General features: G+C 65.5%; 14 protein-coding genes. 4 read left to right on the top strand and 10 right to left on the bottom strand.

Annotated elements, in window-relative coordinates; genetic code table 11:
* Positions 1 to 24: 24 nt before the first annotated feature.
* Positions 25 to 1,005: a methionyl-tRNA formyltransferase gene (locus FFS25_RS06070; protein WP_137802241.1), complete on the bottom strand. Its 981-nt coding sequence runs from the start codon at positions 1,003 to 1,005 to the stop codon at positions 25 to 27.
* A gap of 104 nt (positions 1,006 to 1,109) precedes the next feature.
* Positions 1,110 to 2,543 carry an FAD-binding oxidoreductase gene (locus FFS25_RS06065; protein ID WP_137802240.1) on the bottom strand — a complete coding sequence of 478 codons (1,434 nt, stop codon included), beginning with the start codon at positions 2,541 to 2,543 and terminating at the stop codon, positions 1,110 to 1,112.
* 382 nt (positions 2,544 to 2,925) lie between these two features.
* Here FFS25_RS06065 and FFS25_RS06060 point away from each other — a divergent pair, with 382 nt between their 5' ends.
* Positions 2,926 to 3,540, top strand: a complete 615-nt coding sequence (locus tag FFS25_RS06060; protein ID WP_137802239.1) for a TetR/AcrR family transcriptional regulator — start codon at positions 2,926 to 2,928, stop codon at positions 3,538 to 3,540.
* Positions 3,541 to 3,661: 121 nt separating this feature from the next.
* Here FFS25_RS06060 and FFS25_RS14130 read toward each other — a convergent pair whose 3' ends face one another.
* Positions 3,662 to 4,018 carry a chorismate mutase gene (locus tag FFS25_RS14130; protein ID WP_137802238.1) on the bottom strand — a complete coding sequence of 119 codons (357 nt, stop codon included), beginning with the start codon at positions 4,016 to 4,018 and terminating at the stop codon, positions 3,662 to 3,664.
* A gap of 442 nt (positions 4,019 to 4,460) precedes the next feature.
* Here FFS25_RS14130 and FFS25_RS06050 point away from each other — a divergent pair, with 442 nt between their 5' ends.
* Together FFS25_RS06050 and FFS25_RS06045 are read left to right on the top strand one after the other, a co-directional pair.
* Positions 4,461 to 4,763, top strand: a complete 303-nt coding sequence (locus FFS25_RS06050; RefSeq protein WP_137802237.1) for a DUF6504 family protein — start codon at positions 4,461 to 4,463, stop codon at positions 4,761 to 4,763.
* Between the two features lie 14 nt (positions 4,764 to 4,777).
* Positions 4,778 to 8,161 (top strand): DNA polymerase III subunit alpha, encoded by a 3,384-nt coding sequence (locus FFS25_RS06045; RefSeq protein WP_137802236.1) that lies wholly within the window; start codon positions 4,778 to 4,780, stop codon positions 8,159 to 8,161.
* A gap of 358 nt (positions 8,162 to 8,519) precedes the next feature.
* Here the strand turns inward: FFS25_RS06045 and FFS25_RS06040 are convergent, their stop codons facing one another.
* The 3 genes from FFS25_RS06040 to FFS25_RS06030 all read right to left on the bottom strand — a co-directional run bounded on the left by FFS25_RS06040 (position 8,520) and on the right by FFS25_RS06030 (position 14,351).
* Complete coding sequence (locus FFS25_RS06040; protein ID WP_212742721.1) at positions 8,520 to 10,247, bottom strand: UvrD-helicase domain-containing protein; 1,728 nt, start codon at positions 10,245 to 10,247, stop codon at positions 8,520 to 8,522.
* A complete protein-coding gene (locus FFS25_RS06035; protein ID WP_212742720.1) occupies positions 10,244 to 12,109 on the bottom strand; it encodes an ATP-dependent nuclease in 1,866 nt (621 codons plus the stop codon). Before FFS25_RS06035 ends, FFS25_RS06040 begins: the two co-directional genes overlap by 4 nt.
* Positions 12,110 to 12,470: 361 nt before the next feature.
* On the bottom strand, positions 12,471 to 14,351 hold the full coding sequence (locus FFS25_RS06030) for an ATP-binding cassette domain-containing protein (protein WP_137802234.1): 1,881 nt from the start codon (positions 14,349 to 14,351) through the stop codon (positions 12,471 to 12,473).
* A gap of 88 nt (positions 14,352 to 14,439) precedes the next feature.
* On the opposite strand from FFS25_RS06030, the gene FFS25_RS06025 reads away from it, so the two are divergent.
* Positions 14,440 to 15,957 carry an NAD(P)H-quinone dehydrogenase gene (locus FFS25_RS06025; protein ID WP_006214265.1) on the top strand — a complete coding sequence of 506 codons (1,518 nt, stop codon included), beginning with the start codon at positions 14,440 to 14,442 and terminating at the stop codon, positions 15,955 to 15,957.
* Positions 15,958 to 16,027: 70 nt separating this feature from the next.
* Here the strand turns inward: FFS25_RS06025 and FFS25_RS06020 are convergent, their stop codons facing one another.
* The 4 genes from FFS25_RS06020 to cmtR form a co-directional block, all read right to left on the bottom strand.
* Complete coding sequence (locus FFS25_RS06020; protein ID WP_058871721.1) at positions 16,028 to 17,428, bottom strand: MFS transporter; 1,401 nt, start codon at positions 17,426 to 17,428, stop codon at positions 16,028 to 16,030.
* A gap of 323 nt (positions 17,429 to 17,751) precedes the next feature.
* The gene (locus FFS25_RS06015; RefSeq protein ID WP_137802233.1) at positions 17,752 to 17,988 is read right to left on the bottom strand and encodes a hypothetical protein; all 237 of its coding nucleotides are present in this window, start codon (positions 17,986 to 17,988) and stop codon (positions 17,752 to 17,754) included.
* Between the two features lie 83 nt (positions 17,989 to 18,071).
* Positions 18,072 to 18,674 (bottom strand): cadmium resistance transporter, encoded by a 603-nt coding sequence (locus FFS25_RS06010; RefSeq protein ID WP_137802232.1) that lies wholly within the window; start codon positions 18,672 to 18,674, stop codon positions 18,072 to 18,074.
* Positions 18,671 to 19,030: a Cd(II)/Pb(II)-sensing metalloregulatory transcriptional regulator CmtR gene (gene cmtR, locus FFS25_RS06005; RefSeq protein WP_006590980.1), complete on the bottom strand. Its 360-nt coding sequence runs from the start codon at positions 19,028 to 19,030 to the stop codon at positions 18,671 to 18,673. The genes FFS25_RS06010 and cmtR overlap by 4 nt, the downstream gene beginning before the upstream one ends.
* Between the last annotated feature and the right edge of the window lie 47 nt (positions 19,031 to 19,077).

Below are 19,077 nucleotides of genomic sequence, written 5' to 3'. Positions count from 1 at the left end.
GGCGGCCCTGGTGAGGCGTGCGGGCTATCCCGCGTGGGCCAGTTCGCCGGTGGTCTGCCGGACGAACTCATCAACGAGCGGATGGTCGGCGGCCGCGATCTCGGTGAGGCCCTGTTCGACCGTGACGATCCGGAGCCAGGCGTCAGCACACGCGACGAAGACGCCGTGATCTGTGCGGATCCACGTGCCGGGCGAGGCCAGGGGCGGAACGACGACACCGCCGGCGAAGTCGACCCTGAGAACCGTGAGGTGCTCACCACATGGCGTCTGCGCGTGGGCGCCGGGGTGTCGGTATCCGGCGCGTACGACACGATCGACTTCCTCGGCCGGGGCCGTGAAGTCGAGGCGGTAATCCTCGTCCTTCGGCCAGCCGAAGTAGGAACGAGACGATTCATCCTGGGGCGTGAGCGTGAACGTCTCGTCGGCAAGCTGCGGGAGCAAATCTGCGAGCATCTCCACGTTCGCCTGCTCCTGCCGGGTGCGCAGCTCGATCGCCGTGTCCCTCCCGGTCAGAGGCAGCGGGCGCTGCATGATGATGCGCCCGCTATCAAGACCCGCGGTCATCTCCAGTGCCGTAATCGCCGAGTACCTCGCGCCGTTGCGGATCATCCAGTAGAACGGCGCGATCCCGGCATACTCCGGCAGCGGGCTCGGGTGGAAGTTGACGGGCAGGACGCGAGGGATGGACAGCAGCGGTTCCTTCAGGATCTGCTGGAAGTTCCCGACGATGAAGTAGTCCGGTGCGATCTCTCGGAGCGCTGTGAGCAGTGAAGGGTCGTTGACGGTGCTCGGTCGATAGACCGGGACCTTGAGTGCCGTGGCCTGCCGCTCGAGATCGACTTGCTGCTGGTCCTGAGTGAAGTAAGGGCTGACCTTCCCCGGAGGAGAGGTGACGACTGCTGCCAAGTCCACGAGCGGGTGGTTGGCCAAGAGGTCCAGGAAGGGTGCTCCGAGCTTGGAGTTGACCTCGGAGAAGAGGACGACGGTGATGGGTGGTTGTGTCATGGGTGAGTCCCTCAGCTTTCGAAGGTCGGGATCCGGGGCCAGAGACCTGGCCAGTGGAGTCCGGTCGGGGGAGTTCGCCCGGCCCGCGCGTGGCGCGGCTGGGCTTATGCGTATCGGCCCGGGGCGATCAGTGAGTGGGGGTCGAGGACAGCCTTGAGCTGGCGCTTGAGGTCGACACTGGCCGGGCTGGCGGCGGTCGAATCCGTCGTCGTGGCGTGGTCGACATCGAGTCGGTACGGCGGGAAGCCTGCCTCGATGAACAGCTCGTAGAGCCGGTCGAGCGCCTTGTGTGCTCGTTCAGCCGCTTCCGCGGTCCGGGCGAAGCGGATGGTGACGACCAGGTCGATGACGTCGGGGTTCAAGGCGTTCACGGTCGATCCGCATTCCACCCCGGTCTCGGCCCGTACTTGCGCAAGGAGCTCGCGGGCGTGCATCACGGAACTGCCATCGAAGGGGACGTACGGCAGGAAGAAGAGCCATCCGCCTCCGTGCTCATCGACGTCCTCCGCCTCGGCGCCGACCGCCGCGCGCAGCATCCGTTCGTTGTGCGAGGGATCGCCGGAGAATGCGGCGTCGACGACATCGAACACGGTGTCTCCGCGGAGGGTGCCGTCGGTGGAGTCCGTGTAGGAGGCGAACGCACCGGAGGACTCGAGCTCCGCCCTGACGACCTTCGAGACAGCCTCGACCGTCTCCGGCGTGCCCTCGACGTTGAGCAAGGCAGTGAAGGTGCCCGCGGCACCGCCGTATGACTGGTTGGACACGTCGTCGTAGATCTTGATGACGCCACGATTGAGCCCGTTCAGCGCGATACCGCGGAGGGCGTCGACGGCCGTGGAGTAGTCGCGTTCGGCGAAGGTGAGACTGAGGGTGCGGCGTGCGCTCGGCCGCGGGTGCAGACGAATGATCCCGGCGGTGACGATGCCGAGGTTGGACTGGGAGAACAGTCCGAGGTGGCTAGCGCCGAGTCCGTGCGTGTTGAGCGGGGTGGCCACTCCGTCGTCACGGGGCCACCAACCTGATCTGATGGCCTCTCCGGTGGGGAGAACGACCTCTAGGCCCAGGAGGTCGTCGATTTTGGGCCCGTAGAGACCGACCCCGCGATCGAGGGCGTTACCGAGGATGCTGGTGTGACCCGATGAGGCTGTCACGTTGAGCATGCGTGAGGTGTCGGTGAGCCGGGTGGCAAGGTCGAGCTGGGTGACCCCTGGCTCGATGACGGCCCATCCGTGTTCGAGGTCGATCTGTCGGATCGTGCCCAGACCGGAGAGCTCGATACGGGTCGCACCGTCGGTCGCTGATTCCTTGGAGCCCAGACCCCAATTGCGCCCCGTGCTCACGGCATAGAGCTGAGGTGCATCGGGTGATTCGGAGAAACGCCGAACGATGGCGCGAACCTCGTCCACCGACGCTGGCCTTAGATCGCCGTACGTTGTGCGCGGCTCGTACTCGCCGACATTCCTTTGCGGCGGAAGCGGCGCGCGATCCTCGCCTAATATCGTCTCGATCTGTTCGGCAATATTTGGTACCTGAGTCATTCTAATTCTTCCTTCTTGACGCCGTTCTGGAGAAATATTGTCGAGGCCGCCAACGTATGAAAATGGTGAGACTCACGCAGGCCTCACGCCTTCCAAGAAGGTGACTCGGGTGGCCCCGAGCGGCAGTGCGACCACCTGGCGGACCGGCCGCAGAGTCGGGGGCCCCGCCGCGCGACACCGCCACCGCCGCCGTGGCGCTACTGAGCGCGACACACTTACGCCTGCTCAGCCCACCGGTGCCCTCCCGCTCGGCAACTGCGTACCGAGCGGGGGCCAAGGACCGTCGGAGACCAATTGTTGACCGCACGGTCACCATCTAACAGGCGTGTGGCATGATGGTCAAGTACGGTGACTGCTCGAGTCGAAGGAGGGACGAGGGACCGTGAAGCCTGGACGCCCCAGAGCATTCGATCTTGACGCCGCAATCGACAAAGCGATGCTGATCTTTTGGGAAAAGGGCTACGATGGAACAACCCTGAATGACCTCACTGATGCGTTCGGTATACAGCGAGGAAGCTTCTACAAGGCCTTCGGGAGCAAAGAAGCGCTATTTGAGCGCGCACTTGCGCGCTACCAGGAAACCGTTGCCGCGTACACGATCGACGCCCTAGAACAGCCAACCGCGATAAAGGTCATCACGGAGACCTGGCGGAGCGCAGCCGACGCAAGCACCGGCCCGGACACACCCAACGGCTGCCTCATCGTGCAAGCAGCGCTTGGAGTTACTCCCGATTCCAGTTCCGCGCACGATGAACTCACCCGCATCAGAAACGAGCACAGAGCTCGACTTATGTCAAGATTTGACCGAGCCGTCAGTGAGGGGGATCTACCCTCTGACACGAACACCGGCGCGCTCGCGGATTACGTTGTCGCCGTGCAGTGGGGAATCTCCGTACGAGCCCGTACCGGGGGGACACGAGAAGAAGTGCAAGAAATGGTCGAGTTCGCACTCTCACGCCTCCAGGCGCCCGCTCTTGCGTCTAATCTCAACGCTTAACTCCGGTTAACCCTGACTTCTCGCGGCAGTAATACTGGGCCGGAAAGATGGCGCTGGATGGCTGAGAGCCGGCGCGACAAGGCGGGCGAGCCAAGGCTCCTGGGGTCATTAATGAGGGTTCTTAAGAGCTGGGCCGGTCGCGACTCGCGCCGTCTTGAAAGACATTCCGCACTGAGACGCCTTCGGGGACTCTGGCCAACGCGAGAACCCGAATTGTCCGCTCCGGCTGGCCTCTCCAGTTCGCCTCCGCCGCACAGAGCGCTGGCACATCGATTCCGGCCTCACGAAGCACCAGGGGAGGGATCTCGCTTGTAAGGTCGGACGTCATCGTGAACCAAAGGCATTCGATATCGGACCAGGCTAGGCTGTTTTCCTTGAGGACGGCATCGACAAGAGACATGGTTGCTTGCCGAATCGCTTCTCGATTGTCGTCGCTGACGCCCGTTCCACCCCGAATGGCTCGCAGTGAATAAGTCACCTCGACACCTCCTTATTATTGTCTGTGCAATCTTACCTTTGTGGACCTGGCTGCTATCGACGGCCCGCATGCGATCGGCGCAGGTGCGTGGCCTACCTGGTTGATGGACGTGATCTTTCCATGGGTTCTCGATGCGCGCCATCGGTTCAACTCTCGCCTCGCCAGCTTCCGGCGCTCGGCCGCGGTCTCGGATGTGGTGAGCGGAGCGTCAACTGGTCCGTCCGTGTTGGATCGGCTGCATCGACGGCTACGTTGTCCGTCGAGTCTTCGGCGGGGGCCGTCGTCGCTGCCAAGCCCACTGGGTCCTCCGTCAGCCTGCTACGCCGCGGGAGGGGTGGGCCTGTTGTCTGAGAGCCCCGCCGCATTCAGGTTCGAGTTGTGTCTGAGGGGCGCCCTACACTGATCCCTCGAACGGGTGTTCGAATATCGGGAGGTGTGGAGCATGACTGCGAAGACGGCAACGGGAGCGCAGGTCGCTACGGTGTGGAGGACCCCGGATGGGGCCCCAACCACGTTCATGTGGGACGGGCGGCGTTTCGTGGTCCGCTCCAGACCGATCCCGTGGGTCGAGCGGATCCCGTGGTGGGAACCCGCCGATCGCGCGCCCAAGAACACCGAGCCTCTCGTGGTGGAGCGGAACATGTGGCAGGTGCAGGCTAAGGCGCTGGACAACGGCGAGCTCCTCATCATTGACCTCGCCGCTGCGGACGGCCCGCTGTGGTCGGTGACAGCGGTCTTCGACTAACCCCCTGTCTGCTCGTGCCCACCTTTACCCACCTCCGCGTTGCCTCCTGCTTCACCACCCATCACGGCACCGCCTACCCCGAAGCCCTCGTCGCCGCCGCGGTCGCAGCGGGAGCGGATGCCGTGGCGATCACGGACCGTGATGGCATCTACGGCGCGATCCGCCACGTCCGCGCCTGCCTGCGCGCGGGCACCGATCCGATCGTCGGCGTTGACCTGCAAACCCGCGACAGCGACGACAACCTCTACGAGATCACCGTGCTCGCACACGGCCGCACCGGTGGCGCAGGCTGGGCGGGTCTGGTCCGGCTGACCTCCGCCGCGCATTCCCCACGCCGCAAGAAGTGCGCCCGCACCCCGCATGGCACCGCACATCGCAACGCCTGGATCACCGCCGACAATGTCCGGGCATTCCTCGCAGGCGAGAACGGGCCGGTCGCGACGGTGCTACTCGGGCCGGGCTCCGATGTCGGCGGCGCCGTACAGGCCGGTGACCGCCGCCGCGCCCAGAAGCTGCTCGAGGCATGGCGCCGCCGCCTCCCGGGCGGAGTAGTCGTGGAGATCGTCTGCCATCACACCAAGCCCGGCACCCGCGCAAGCCTCCAACACGCCGCGGACATGCTGCAGCTCGCCCGCACCCTCGGCGTACCCGCACTGCTGACCAACGCCGTGCGATACCTGCAGCCCGGTGATGCGATCACCGGCGACGTCCTCGACGCCGCCGCTCTGCTCATGCCCTTGGGGCAGTTCGAGCAGCAGACGGCGCAGGCCTGGCTCAAACCCCCCAAGGCCATGCAGCATCTAGCCCGGCAGATCGTCGAATACGCGGGCCTGCGCCACGATGACGCCACCGACCTGCTCGCCGAGACCGAACGGGTCGCCAACCGGTGCCGCCTCGACCCCGACCAAGACCTGCGATGGCGGGTGCCGAAGATCCCCGAGCTCGACGCAATCGGCCTCGCCGGCCAGGACCCGGTGCGAGTGCTGCGCCAGCGGTGCGAGACCGCGACCGCCGAACGCTACCCCCACGCCTACGGCCAGGCGCTGGCCCGCGTGCGGGACCGGATGGACGCCGAACTGGCGACGATCCACCGCTTCGGGTACGAGAGTTACTTCCTCACCGTCGCCGACGTCGTCGACCACCTCCGCCAGATGAATATCCGAGTGCAGGCCCGCGGCAGCGGCGCCGGCAGCCTCGTCAACCACCTCCTGCGCATCTCCTCGATCGACCCCCTCGAACACCATCTGCTCTTCGAGCGGTTCCTCGGCACCGCGCGCAGCACTCTGCCGGACATCGATATCGACGTCGAGTCCGCGCGCCGTCACGACATCTACCGGAGCATCTTCGACCGGTACGGCGCTCACCGGGTGACCCTGCTGTCGATGCAGTCGACCTACCGCGCCCGCGGCGCCGTCCGCGACGCCGGCGCCGCCCTGGGCTTGAGCGAGGAGCAGATCAACCAGGTCGCCGAGAACATCTGGAGGCTCAACGCCCGCGACCTCCGCACCGTGCTCGACACCAAGCCCGAGCTCCGCGACGTTGCCGCCCGAGTCCGCACCGATGCGCAACTGGCCCTGCTGCTCGATCTCACCGAGCGTCTCGACCGGCTCCCGCGGCACATCTCCATGCACCCCTGCGGGGTGATCCTCGGCGACAACGACCTCCTCTCCCTGACCGCCACGCAACCCTCGGGCATGGCCCTGCCGATGTCCCAGTTCGACAAGACGGACATCGACGACGTCGGCTGCCTCAAACTCGACGTACTCGGCGTTCGGATGCAATCCACCCTCGCCTACACCGTCGGGGAGATCCAGCGCGTCAACGGGCCCGCCGCCGCGATCGAAGGCGGGCTGCCGGTCGATGCCCCGTACGTGTCCGCCGACGGGCGGGTGGACCTCGAGCAGGTGCCCCGCGACGACGAGGCCACGTTCGAGCTCATCCGGTCGACCCACACTCTGGGCTGTTTCCAGATCGAGTCGCCCGGACAGCGGGAACTGCTCGGGAAGATGCAACCGGACCAATACGAAGACCTCATCGCCGACATCAGCCTGTACCGGCCGGGTCCGATGCAGGCGAACATGACCGCGCCGTTCATCGACCGCAAACTGCACTACGCGTCCGTGACCTACCTCCACCCGAGGTTCCGGTCGTTCCTCCGGGAGACCTATGGGGTGGTGATCTATCACGAGCAGCTCATGCGGATCCTCTCGGACTGCATGGGCATCAGCCTCGCCCAGGCCGACGAGGTCCGCCGCGCCATGACCGGCAACCTCGACGCCATCGAACACGAGTTCCGCACCCGCACCCGCCAGCGCGTCGACCAGGGCGCGCGGCTGTTCAGCGACCGGGACATCGACCGCATCTGGACCAACGTGGCCGCCTTCGGGTCGTTCGGATTCTGCAAGGCCCACGGAGCATCGTTCGCGCTGCCGACGTTCCAGTCCGCCTGGCTGAAGACGCACTATCCGGTGGAGTTCCTAGCGGGGATCTTCGAGCACGACCCGGGCATGTACCCGCGCCGGCTCCTGGTCGCCGAGGCCCGCCGGATCGGCATCCGACTACTCCCAGTCGACGTGAACGCCTCCACCCGCTCCTACCACGTGGAGCGCCTCTCCCCAGAGGAGAAGGGCATCCGCCTCGCGCTACGCGACATCACCGGAATCACCGACCCCGAGATCACCCGCATCGTCGCCAGCCAGCCCTACACGTCGATCACCGACTTCTCCCAGCGCGCCCGACCCTCCCGCCCGCTCCTGCTGCGGCTGGCAAGGGTCGGGGCACTCGACAGCCTCACCCTCGACGAGCACGGACGCGCGGCCCGGGGTGGAATCATCGCCTACGTCCGCCAGCTCACCGCCGACGCCCGCAAGACAGCCAGAACCGTGCCTGCCGGGCAGGTGACGTTGTTCAGCGATCAGATGCTCATCGACTCCACCATCCCCGACCCCAGCACCAGCGAACGCATCGCCACCGACCTCGAGATCCTCTCCACCGAGGTTGACGGGCACGTCATCGACACCTACCAGCCCCTGCTCGATGAACTCGGCGTCACCAAGGCCGATGAACTCCTCGGCCTGCGCTCCGGGAGCGAGGTCCTCGTCGCCGGCGTCCGTGTCGCTACCCAGACTCCGCCGATGCGATCAGGGAAACGCACCGTGTTCATCAGCCTGGACGACGGGACCGGCTGCATCGACATCGCCCTGTTCGAGGAAGCCCAGCAACAAGCCGGCCCCGCACTGTTCGCCGCGAAACTCATGATCATCCGGGGCCGCACCCGTCGCACCGGTGAGCGCGGCATCTCCCTCCAAGCCGGTCAGGCCCACGACCTCAAGCAACTGTGGCACGACTGGCGACGCATCAACCCCAACTCCACAGTCGTCTCCCCCTGTGACCGCTGAAAGCTCTCTGACATCTGCGGTACGGTTTATCGGTGCGCAGGGTGGAGACTAATGGCATCGTGAGCGATACTCTGGCTCAACTCCGTCCTTGGATTTCTCCCACCTACTCGGTGATCTTCGTGCCAGTCGATGGTATGCCGGGCTCGCTCCCGGAAAGTCGGCGTATTTAGGTGCCCAGTCGAGCTTTGCTTCCATCTTTCTTGGATCGAGTTCGTTTCGACCGTCAGCAACCGCTGAATGTGATGCCTCCGCGGTCAGCAATCGGAGGCCGCAGAGCCTGGCGGCGCAGGCCACGAGCCTGGCAAGTATCGTCGGGAACGCACTCAGCGGGCACGACCGCGTAGAATACAAGGTGGCGCTATAAACTCCGTAGCGGTGGAGTGAGTGGCACTGCACCGTTCGGCCTTATCAGCACAACGAGGTGTCGGGCCCGCGTGATCGCGACGCGCAGCAGGCGCCGGTCTGCGTCTTGAGCCTTCGATCCTGGTTGGGGATTGAGGAGCGGCCGGTCATGTCGATTCTCCACGATGATGACGGCGTCGAACTCTTTGCCCTTGGATTTGTGCATCGTCATTACATGGACTGGAACCTGGTCAGTTTGTTGGACATTGATCGCTTCGGCGGCCAGGGCTGTTCGGACCGTGTTAACTGAGCCAGCGTATCCAGTTGTGCCATTCCAGGTTTCCGACAATGCCCGTGCGACGGCGTCCGTAGCGTTGAGCATGCGTATCAGGCGGACTTTTCCGGCCAGCTCGTCGAGCTCAGCACTACCCTTGAGCGCACGCCGTGCCGTCTGCCAATCCGTAACACTCCTTCCAGATAGCGGGGGAGCCGTTTTCGCTAGCTCGAGAAGGTTTTTGGCTGTCTTTGAAGCTGGTCTTGTTTCGTTGCGAACCGCCTTGATGGAACGCTCAATCGTGGTGATCTTTGACCGGGCTCCGGCGGTACCCAGGCCGAGCTTGACACGATAATAGTCGGCGATGCAGTTGAGGGTGCTGACGACCGCGTCCTTAACAGAAAGGGTGGGCCACTCTAAGATGCTTGCAACGACGAGGGCGGAAGCGGCCGCGAGCTCGGGATCCCAGTGAAGAACGTGGTCGATAGGTGCAACTGTCTCGCCGTTCTGCTCTTGCTCCAGCGCGAGGTTTCCGGAGATCCGGCTTGCGAAGGTGTTTACGCGCGTAAGGATGGCGATTGTGGGCGGAGCATTCAACTGTCTTGAGAGTGCCGAGAACACCTTCTGGGTGATGAGGTGCGTCATGACTTCGGGCTTCTTATACCGATACCCGAACAACCGCACGTTGGGTGGTGCCTCTGTAGGGGTGTTACGTAGAACTGCGTTCGCATATTCTAAGATCCCAGATGCGGGGCTTCGGTGATTGTCGGACGACAGATCAAAAGTCGTCGGCTGAAGCGCCATTCTGGCAACCTCTAGACGATGCTCGTCGACCCCCTCGATGTGATCGTAAATCCGTTGGTCGGGGTCGGCAAGGCAGATAATCGTGCTTGTCGCGCTGAGCGCGTGTACGACTCGCCATTGATCTGTACTAGTGTCCTGGAACTCGTCGACCACGATGATGGGATACCGCCGGCTATACAGGTTGCGTAGATCGTTGCTACGCTCAAGGAGTTCGGCAAGTGTGGGTGCCAGGGTGTCGAAGACATAGAGAGACTCTTCGGTTGCGAGGCGTCGCTTCTCCGTCTTCCAGGCGTTGTCGTCACCCTCGAAGTCTGCCCGGATGATCGCTTCCCGTTCGGGTGTGATAAAGCGTGCCGGTGTGCCAGTAAGGAGCCGTCCGTGACTGCGAACGAGATTAAGAAAGAAGGCGTGAAAGGTGCGGACCTCGAGTGCCGCTCGCTGGGCAGAACTCAGGGTGGTCTTCATACGATCGGTGACCTGCCGTACTGCCGCACGAGAGAAGCTAAGAAACAGAATTCGCTGCTCAGGCTTAAGATTCGAGCAACACTGTGCGGCCTTCAGGAGAGCGATCGTCGTCTTGCCGCAGCCGGGACCCCCCTCGATAATGACATGGCCGGTTGAAGCCAGGATGGCTTTGCGCCGCTCATCGAGCTCGATTTCCCTCATCGTGTTTCCACACCGGAGTTGGGATCAGTTTCTGGTTCCGCGGCGGTCTCGGAAATAGCCCCATCCGGTTCCTCTTGCGCGAGGCTGTGGAGACCTGCTGCTTCGTCGGTGGCTGCTGCCGCGCCGATGCTCGCCATATCAGTATCGATGGCTTGCAGGAATTGAACGTACGAGCGGGGAAGCTCGCTGACGTCTGTGGCCTCAGCAACGAGCATGGCGGCGTAGCCGCTGTAGGCCCCTTTTCGCTTGAGAAGAACACTTTCCACTAAAGCGTCTACGGCGTTCGTGTCGGCATTCGTAGGCAAGAGGCCGGCATCGGATGGATAGTCTGGAAGCAACGATGCTCGTGCGAGGAATGAGCGCTTCGGTCGTTCGGGCATCTCGTCGATCAGCAGCTTCTCGATGCTCTTATGCGGAATCACGAGATATTTGTCGAAATGCTGAGCGTTAGTGGTAGCGTTCGGCGGGAACGGGCTGTTTGGGGTGTCGTGGAGGCCGTAGCAGCGTTTTCCGAGAGTCTTAAATACTGGGGCGAATCCCGGCACTTGTCCGTCACTCTTGGCGTCGTAAATGCTGACGCCTGCGAGATCGAGGTGGGTATACTCAACGCTTGGGTCGGCATCCATGATGTCGGCTACGGCGGGGATGACCGAGGCTTCAGTGCCGCCTTCGACGACAAGAACTCCTCGTGCCAAGATAGCCTCGGCAAACTGCCGGCGTTCTTCCCGGACCTTCTTGGGCTTCATCAGCCCATCGATGCTGAATTGGTCACTGGTGAGTTCGCCGTCATCGGTGCGCTTGAGCATCAGAATGTTCTCGAAAGCGAAACGCTCGATGACATATGGGGAGTGAGAGGTGACGATGGCCTGCCCCATTCGGCTGGTAACGAAATCGACCAGTCTCCGTTGCGCGTGTGGAGGTAGTGCGATTTCGGGTTCTTCCATGGCGAAAATCACTGACTCGTCACCCTTTAGTTCTGCGATGTAGGTCAGCAGGGCGAAAACAAGGAGATTCAGCGAGCCTGTACTAAGCCTGTTAAAGGGGACCGCATGCTTGCCTGGCGAGGCAGTGACGAATACTCGAAGGGTTTCGCGGATCGACTCGCGGGTGAGGTCTGACGGGTGCAGCCCGACCTCGTCACCATTGATCGCCATGAAACGACTGATTCGCTGGCGGACTTCGTTGAGGACTGAGTCCAGTCTAGATTCGTCGCGCACGTCGAGGTCTGCTAAGGCCGTGCGGGCTCGTTCCCATAGCTCGCCCGTGGCCTGATCCTCGAGCCGGACGATCGTGTCGAGCAATGAGCCACGTTGGAAGCTGAGCGCTCGGGTGCCGGTGCGAGTTGTGCGGAGGTATAAGTAGCCGCAATGACGCTTGTCCTCGCGGCTGAATCGACGTCGGCCCTCACCGAGCACTTCGGAATCCTCTGAGAGATCGTCAACAACGGGGGGAGGATGTGCGAAAAATGTATTGCCCTCGAAATCGTCCTCTTCAGGGTCGAACCTGCCGACGAATACGAGTGGAAGACACCAAGGGTGCTGATCGGCGCTGTCGACCGCGCCTGGGTCGTAGTCGGCAAAGTCGCGATCGGCCTCGGACCACTTGCGCAGATTGTCGCCAAAACGAGTTTCCGCGGCGGCATCGAGGTCGACGAGCACTACCTCGATCTCAATCTGAGGCGTGTCTTCACCTTCGGGCTGATACTTGGCCCCAAAAAAATCGTACTCGTCAACGATCGGGCGGCGCAGCATTCGTTCAGGTCCGAGGACAAGATCGAGAGCCTCACAGACGGTGGATTTCCCAACACTGTTGCCGGCTACCAATAGTGCGTTCCCGTTGAAGTCAACGCGCCCTTCAGACACGCCTCGGAAGTTCTTTATTTGTAGTCTGCTGACACGCATTGGAGACCTCGGATCATGTTGGCATCCCGCGGGACTGCGTAGCTGCCGATGGCGACGGTCAGTACGTTGCGGGTTGGGCCAATTATGCCGTGGAGTGCTCGGTGGTGGCGTCCAATCAGTACACCTCTCGCATCGACCCCGCACGATAGTCAACGTAGGGCGGGGAGCCGATGGAGGCCGGCCGAACACTCGGCCATGACTCCTACTGAGGCTCCGTGGTCCGAGGGCTTCGCACCGTAGGCTGCGGACACCCAGAATCTGGGGGTGCGCTTTCCATTCCTCGACGAGGGCGGGGACTCGACACCGCGGCAGGCCGGGGCCCTTACGCGGCAAGGTGGTACCCGCTAGTCTGAAGGGGCAAGCCACGAAGGGTATCCCCCGTGAGCATGCTCGGCTCGTCCAGGAACAGGTAGCGCGGGCCCGTGAGCAGCTCCATGGCGGTCGAGACGCGCTTGCGCTGGCCGCCGGAGAGCTGCGAGACGGGGGTGCGCGCGTGCTCGGTGAGGCCCAGGGCATCGAGCACTGAGGCGATGCGCGCCTTGCGGGACTTGCGATCGACGTCCTCGGGCAGGCGCAGCGCGGCTGTGGACTCGAGGACCTGCTGGGCGGTCAGCTCGCGGTGCAGCACGTCCTCCTGCGGGACCATGCCGATCTGCGAAGACAGTGCCGAGCCGAACTGGGCCATGTCCAGACCGTGGTATTCGATACGGCCCTGATCCGGGTTGACGTCGCCGAGCATGCAGTTCAGGAACGTGGACTTGCCGGCGCCCGACGGGCCGATCACGGCGATCAGCGACCGGTCCGGGATCTCCAGGGTGATGTCGTCGACCAGCGTCTTGCGCTGGCGCGGGTTCTTGCGGTCGGGGACCGTGTAGGTCAGGTCCTGCACCATGATCGAGGTGTTGCCCTCGGTGCGCACGACCTCCGCCAGGCCGACCTCGGTCTGGCGGAAGGGGACGCCGCCGATCACGGCCTGCGCGCCCGGCAGCAGCTCGACGGTCCCGGAGATCCGCTGGCCGTTGACCCACGTGCCGTTCGTGGAGCCGAGGTCGGTGAGCATCGAGCCGCGCTCGGTGCGCTTGACCTGGGCGTGGCGGCGCGAGACCAGCAGGCCGTCGATCAGCACGTCCGCCGACGGATCGCGTCCGACGGTCAGCGACCCGCCGATCTCACGGGCCCGGAACGCCGGCGACAGGCGCATGCCGGAGCGCAGCTGGGCGTCCTCCTCCGGGGCGCGCAGGATCTCTGCGGCCTCGGGGCGGTTGACCCACGAGCGCTGCTCGATCTGCACGGCCGGATCCGCGCCCGAGGCCTCCTCGGCATCAGGGCCCTGCTCCCGCTGCGGCGCCAGCTCCCGGTTCATCGACACCGCGAAGACCGTGGGCTCGGCCGAGGCCGCGGGGATCTCGGCGGAGTGGATGTCATCCAGCGACGGGCCGGACTGATCCCGGGCCGGGCGCTTCTGCTCAGTGCTGCGCTCGCGGTTCCGTCGGTCCTGGGCGGCCTGTTCGACGGGCAGGGCGAACACGGTCGGCTCGACCGAGGCCAGCTGGATGTCCTCGGAGTGCAGATCGACGGGACGCGCCTGGGCCGGATCGGCCGCCGGCGGCTGGGGTGCGGGCGCCTGGTGCGACGGGGCACGGTTCGCGGGGCCCTGCCGGTCCTGAGCTCGCTGCGCAGAGCTGTGCTGCCCGGGGGCCTGCTGCATGGAGCCCTGCTGGCCCGGCGCCTGAGGCGAGGCGCTGCGCTGCCCCTGTGCCTGCTGGGCGTGCGCGGGCGTCGAACCCTGTCCCGGCCCCTGAGCGGCGCTCGCGGACCGTGCTCCGGGGGCCGTCATCGACGACGAGCCTGCGGCGGCCCCACCCGACGGGCCCGGCCCGGCAGCCGGTGCGCTCGGGAGCTGCGGCGTCATGGCGATCACGAAGCCGCGGCCGGTGTCCGGGGCCAGAGTGATCTGGGCGGGGGACTCGAGCAGAGCGGCCATGTGGGCGTGGAGGCGGAAGCCGTTGAACGCGGTGCCGGTCTCTGAGCCGCGGTCCTCGATCGTCCAGGAGGCCCCGGACCACCGCAGGATTAGGTGGATGTCCTGAACGCCTGGGTGATCGATGCGGACATCGGCGAACTGGGAGGAGCCCACGGTCCACGGGCGCCGGGGGTCGAGCTGTCGGTTCTGACCTGCGAGGTCCAGGGACAGGGGGTGCATGAGGCCTTCCAGATCGCGTCATCGACGGGCGCGCCGCACCCGTCTTCACGACCGCGAATATATCGGCATGCGCGCAGGTGCGGGAACTATGACACCGCTCGGGCCTGTCGCCGGCGGTGAGGGCGCTCACGCGCGAACCCGGCGTCGCCGTCGTCTTTGGCACAATGACCTTGTGATCTCATCCCAGGACTCTCAGCGCAAGCCCACCAGACGACTCGTGATCATCGGCGGAGGCCCGGGAGGCTACGAGGCCGCTCTCCATGCGCGGACCCTGGGTGCGGACGTCACGATCATCGAGGACAAGGGCATGGGCGGCTCCGCCGTGCTCACCGATGTGGTCCCCTCCAAGACCCTCATCGCCTCGGCGGACACCATGAACCGCTTCACCGAGGCGCAGGACCTGGGCGTCCACGTGGCCGGGGCGACCAGCGACGACGACAGCCTCAACGGGCTCGAGGTCGACCTGGAGGTCGTCAACACCCGGCTGCTGCGCCTGGCCGTGACCCAGTCCCGCGACATCCGCCGCGGGCTGGAGCGCGACGGCGTGCACATCGTCGAGGGCCGCGGCTCGATGCTCGATGACCGCACCGTGCATGTGGTCGCCGCCGACGGCATGGAGTACGACCTCGAGGCCGACGCCGTGCTGATCGCCGTGGGCGCCCACCCGCGCGAGCTCGGCTCCGCCCGCCCGGACGGGGAGCGGATCTTCAACTGGACGCAGCTCTACTCGATGACGGACCTGCCCGAGCACCTGGTCGTGGTCGGCTCGGGCGTGACCGGCGCCGAGTTCGCCTCCGCCTACAACGGGCTGGGCGCCAAGGTCACCCTGGTCTCCTCGCGCGATCAGGTGCTGCCCGGCGAGGACGCCGACGCCGCCGAGGTCCTCGAGAACGTCTTCGAGCGCCGCGGGCTCAACGTCATGTCCCGCTCGCGCGCCGCCTCTGTGGAGCGCGTCGACGACGGCGTGGTGGTCACCCTGAACGACGGCCGCAAGATCTCCGCCTCGCACTGCCTCATGGCCGTGGGCGGGGTCCCCAACACGGAGGGGCTCGGGCTGGAGAACACCGGCGTGCACGTCTCCGAGTCCGGGCACATCGAGGTCGACGGCGTCTCGCGGACCACCGTGCCGTCGATCTACGCCGCCGGCGACTGCACCGGCAAGCTGCCGCTGGCCTCCGTGGCGGCCATGCAGGGGCGGATCGCGGTCTCGCACTTCCTGGGGGATGCCGTGCGCCCGCTGCGGCTGTCCACCGTGGCCTCCAACATCTTCACCTCCCCGGAGATCGCCTCCGTGGGCATCACCGAGGGCGATGTCCGCTCCGGGCGCTACGCGGCAGACGTCCACAAGATCCCGCTGCCGAACAACCCGCGGGCCAAGATGATGGCCGTGGACGACGGCTTCGTGAAGGTCATCGCCCGCAAGGGCCCCGGCACGGTGCTCGGCGGCGTGGTCGTGGGTCCGCGCGCCTCGGAGCTGATCTTCGCGCTGTCCGTGGCCGTGTCCAAGGGGCTGACGGTCGATGACCTGGCGGAGACCTTCACCGTGTACCCGTCGCTGTCCGGCACGATCTCGGAGGCCGCCCGTCGCCTGCACCAGCGCCTGTGAGCCCTTCGGCGAGCACGACGGGGGTCCTGGAGCTGACAGCTCCAGGGCCCCCGTCGTGCCGGCGGCGGATTCAGCGGGTCCCGACGGAGCGCATGTCCACGTCCTTGGTCTCCGGGGAGCACCACAGGGCGATGAACGTGATGACCGCGGCGAGCGAGAGGTACATGCCCACCGCCGAGACGCCGAAGCGGGAGGTCAGCCACACCGCCACGAACGGGGTCAGCGCAGCGCCCAGGATCGAGGCCACGTTGTAGGCGATGCCCGAGCCCGTGTAGCGCACGTTCGTGGGGAACAGCTCCGGCAGCACCGCCGACATGGAGCCGAAGGTGAGACCCATCAGCGCCATGCCCAGCGCCAGGAAGCACAGCAGGCGGATGATGTTGATCTCCGTGCCGGTGCCGAGGTTCTCCGGGGCGATGAACCAGCCGAAGATCAGCCCGAAGCCCACGATGGCGGCCGTGATCACCAGCAGCGAGGAGCGGCGCCCGAAGCGGTCCGCCAGCCAGCCGGAGACCGGGACCATGCCGGCGAAGAGCAGGACCGCGATCAGCTGGATCACCAGGAACGAGCGGTAGGGGATGCCGAGCATGCCGGCGTCGGGGGAGCCGATGCCGTAGGAGAGGATCCACGCGGTCATCAGGTAGAAGAGCACGTAGGTGGCCAGCATGATGAAGGTGCCCTGGATCATCTGCAGCCAGGAGGTGCGGAAGACCTCGCCCAGCGGGGACTTCACATCCTGCTTGGCGTCCAGCGCCTGCTGGAAGACCGGGGTCTCCGCGATCGCGAAGCGCACGTACAGGCCGATGGCCACCATGACGATCGAGGCCAGGAACGGGACGCGCCAGCCCCAGGCCAGGAAGCCGTGGTCCAGGCCGTCGACCGCGCCGGAGGTGAAGCCCATGGCCATGGTCAGCAGCAGCATGAAGCCGTTGGCCAGGATGAATCCGAACGGCGCACCGAGCTGGGGCCACATGGCCGCGCGGCCGCGCTTGCCCTCCTCGGCGTACTCCGTGGCCAGCAGGGCGGCGCCCGACCACTCGCCGCCCAGGCCCAGGCCCTGGCAGAAGCGCAGGATCGTCAGCAGCAGCGGCGCCCAGATGCCGATCGCGTAGAACGTGGGCAGCAGGCCGATCAGGAACGTGGCGATGCCCATGGTCAGCAGCGCGCCGATCAGCGTGGCCTTGCGCCCCACGCGGTCGCCGAAGTGGCCGAAGAGCACCGAGCCGATGGGGCGGGCCACGAACGCGGCGCCGAAGGTCGCCATGGAGGCCAGCAGCTTGGCGGTGTCGTTCTCGCCCGTGAAGAACAGGACGGGGAAGACCGCCACGGCGGCGGTGGCGTAGATGTAGAAGTCGTAGAACTCGATGGTCGTGCCGATCAGCGAGGCCAGGACGACCTTGCTGCGGTTGACCGGGGGCGTGCTGTCGACGGCTGCGGCGGAAGGCGCGGCAGGCTCGGCGGAGGAGGACATGGCGGTGCTTTCCACGAGGTGATGGGAACGCCCGACAGGCTACTGAGCCGTGACCGTATCGTGATATTCAGTCTCACTATGTGGTCGTCTGCCGACCGCCACGCCCCCGCACGCCTGCACGCGGGCCGAGCCAGCGCTTCTCCGCGCCGCGCGCCGAAATCCCGTTTCCGTGCAGAGGTCTGGTCGAGATCCCGCTTCCGTGCGCGGATTCGGCGATCTGCCGCATTTGCGCGGGATCTCGGCGGCGCGGATGCACGGAAACGGGATCTCGACCCCCGATGCAGGCGCAGGGCACAGGCTCGCGGGCTTGCGAGGAGGGCTGATCAGGCGAGGTGCGTGCGCAGCCAGTACAGCAAGGCGGCCGTGCGCTGCGGATCCTTGAGGTCGGCGGCGACCACCGTGCGGACGTACCAGCCGGCATCGGCTAGGAGGTGCAGCCGGTGCTGCTCATCGCCGTAGGTCTTCCGGTCCTCGTCATGGACGCGGGCGTTGTTGTGGCTTCGTTCGCTTGGTGGCGGGGTTTTTGCAGCGCTCCGTGGCGGTCTTGTTGCCGCGATCACGCAGGACTGGCTGCAGGTAGGTGTCGCGGTCTGAACCGAGAGGGGTGCGCCCGGTCGGGGCCGTTTGGATCGCTGCCGCTACGTCAGAGTCCGAAGGCTCCGCCGCTGACGAGGATCACGATGCCGAGGCCGATGAGAACGATGGGGAAGAGGATGTGCTCCCAGCGTTCGAGCACTTCGGCGATCGGGGGGCGGGTGGCGACGAACTTTGCCAGGGCCACCAGGACCGCGACGAGCGCGAGGAAGACGATGCAGTAGGCGACTACTGCGAGAGGTTCCACGCTGAGGAAGACAGGGGTGTAGACGCCGATGTTGTCGCCGCCGTTGGCAAGGGTGACGCCTGCGACTGTCCACACGCCGACCTTCTTGCCGGCAACCTTGGCCTCGTCTTCATCGTCGTCATCGTCTCCGCGCCAGGCCTGCCATGCGGCCCAGAGGCCGAGGCCCAGAGGGATGAGACCGAAGTACGGGATGGCTGCCGAGGGCAGGAATGCTCCGGCACCGATGGTCACCAGGACCGCGGCACCGAGGATGCCGGCGAATCCGAGGTACTGGCCGGCCAGAATGCGGGCGGTAGTGCCGCGCTGGCCTGCCCCTCGCGCGAAGAAGAGGGAGAGCACGATGATGTCGTCGATGTTGGTCGCTGCGAACAGGCCCATCGCCTGCAAGACCGAGGTGAGGATCATGCGCCCTCCCCAGCTGCGTCGCATCCGGGAAGCGAGCAGGCGGGATCGATGCACGGGGCGTCTTCGTCCACTGCCAGGGTGGCATCGACCAGTGCCGTCAGCGCCTGCGCCAGGTGCGAATCGGCGATCTCATATCGTGTCCGACGACCCTCGGGCTCGGAGACGACGATCCCGCAATCGCGCAGGCATGCCAGGTGGTTGGACACGTTCGGGCGTGTCAGGTCCAGATCTCGGGCCAGTTCCGCCGGGTAAGCGGGATGGTCGAGCAGGGTCAAGATGATCCGGGATCGAGTGGGGTCGGCCAGTGCACGACCCAGGCGGTTCATCACGTCGAGACGCGAAGCAATAGTCAGCATGGACTGAACTATACAGCGCGCACTGAACACTCGGTCACAGGCGTCAG

The organism is Kocuria sp. 2SI, from assembly GCF_005502825.1.
In the GTDB taxonomy this organism is placed as follows: domain Bacteria; phylum Actinomycetota; class Actinomycetes; order Actinomycetales; family Micrococcaceae; genus Kocuria; species Kocuria palustris.
Note: the sequence above shows the minus strand (reverse complement) of the source record. Positions and strands in the feature narration are given on the sequence as shown.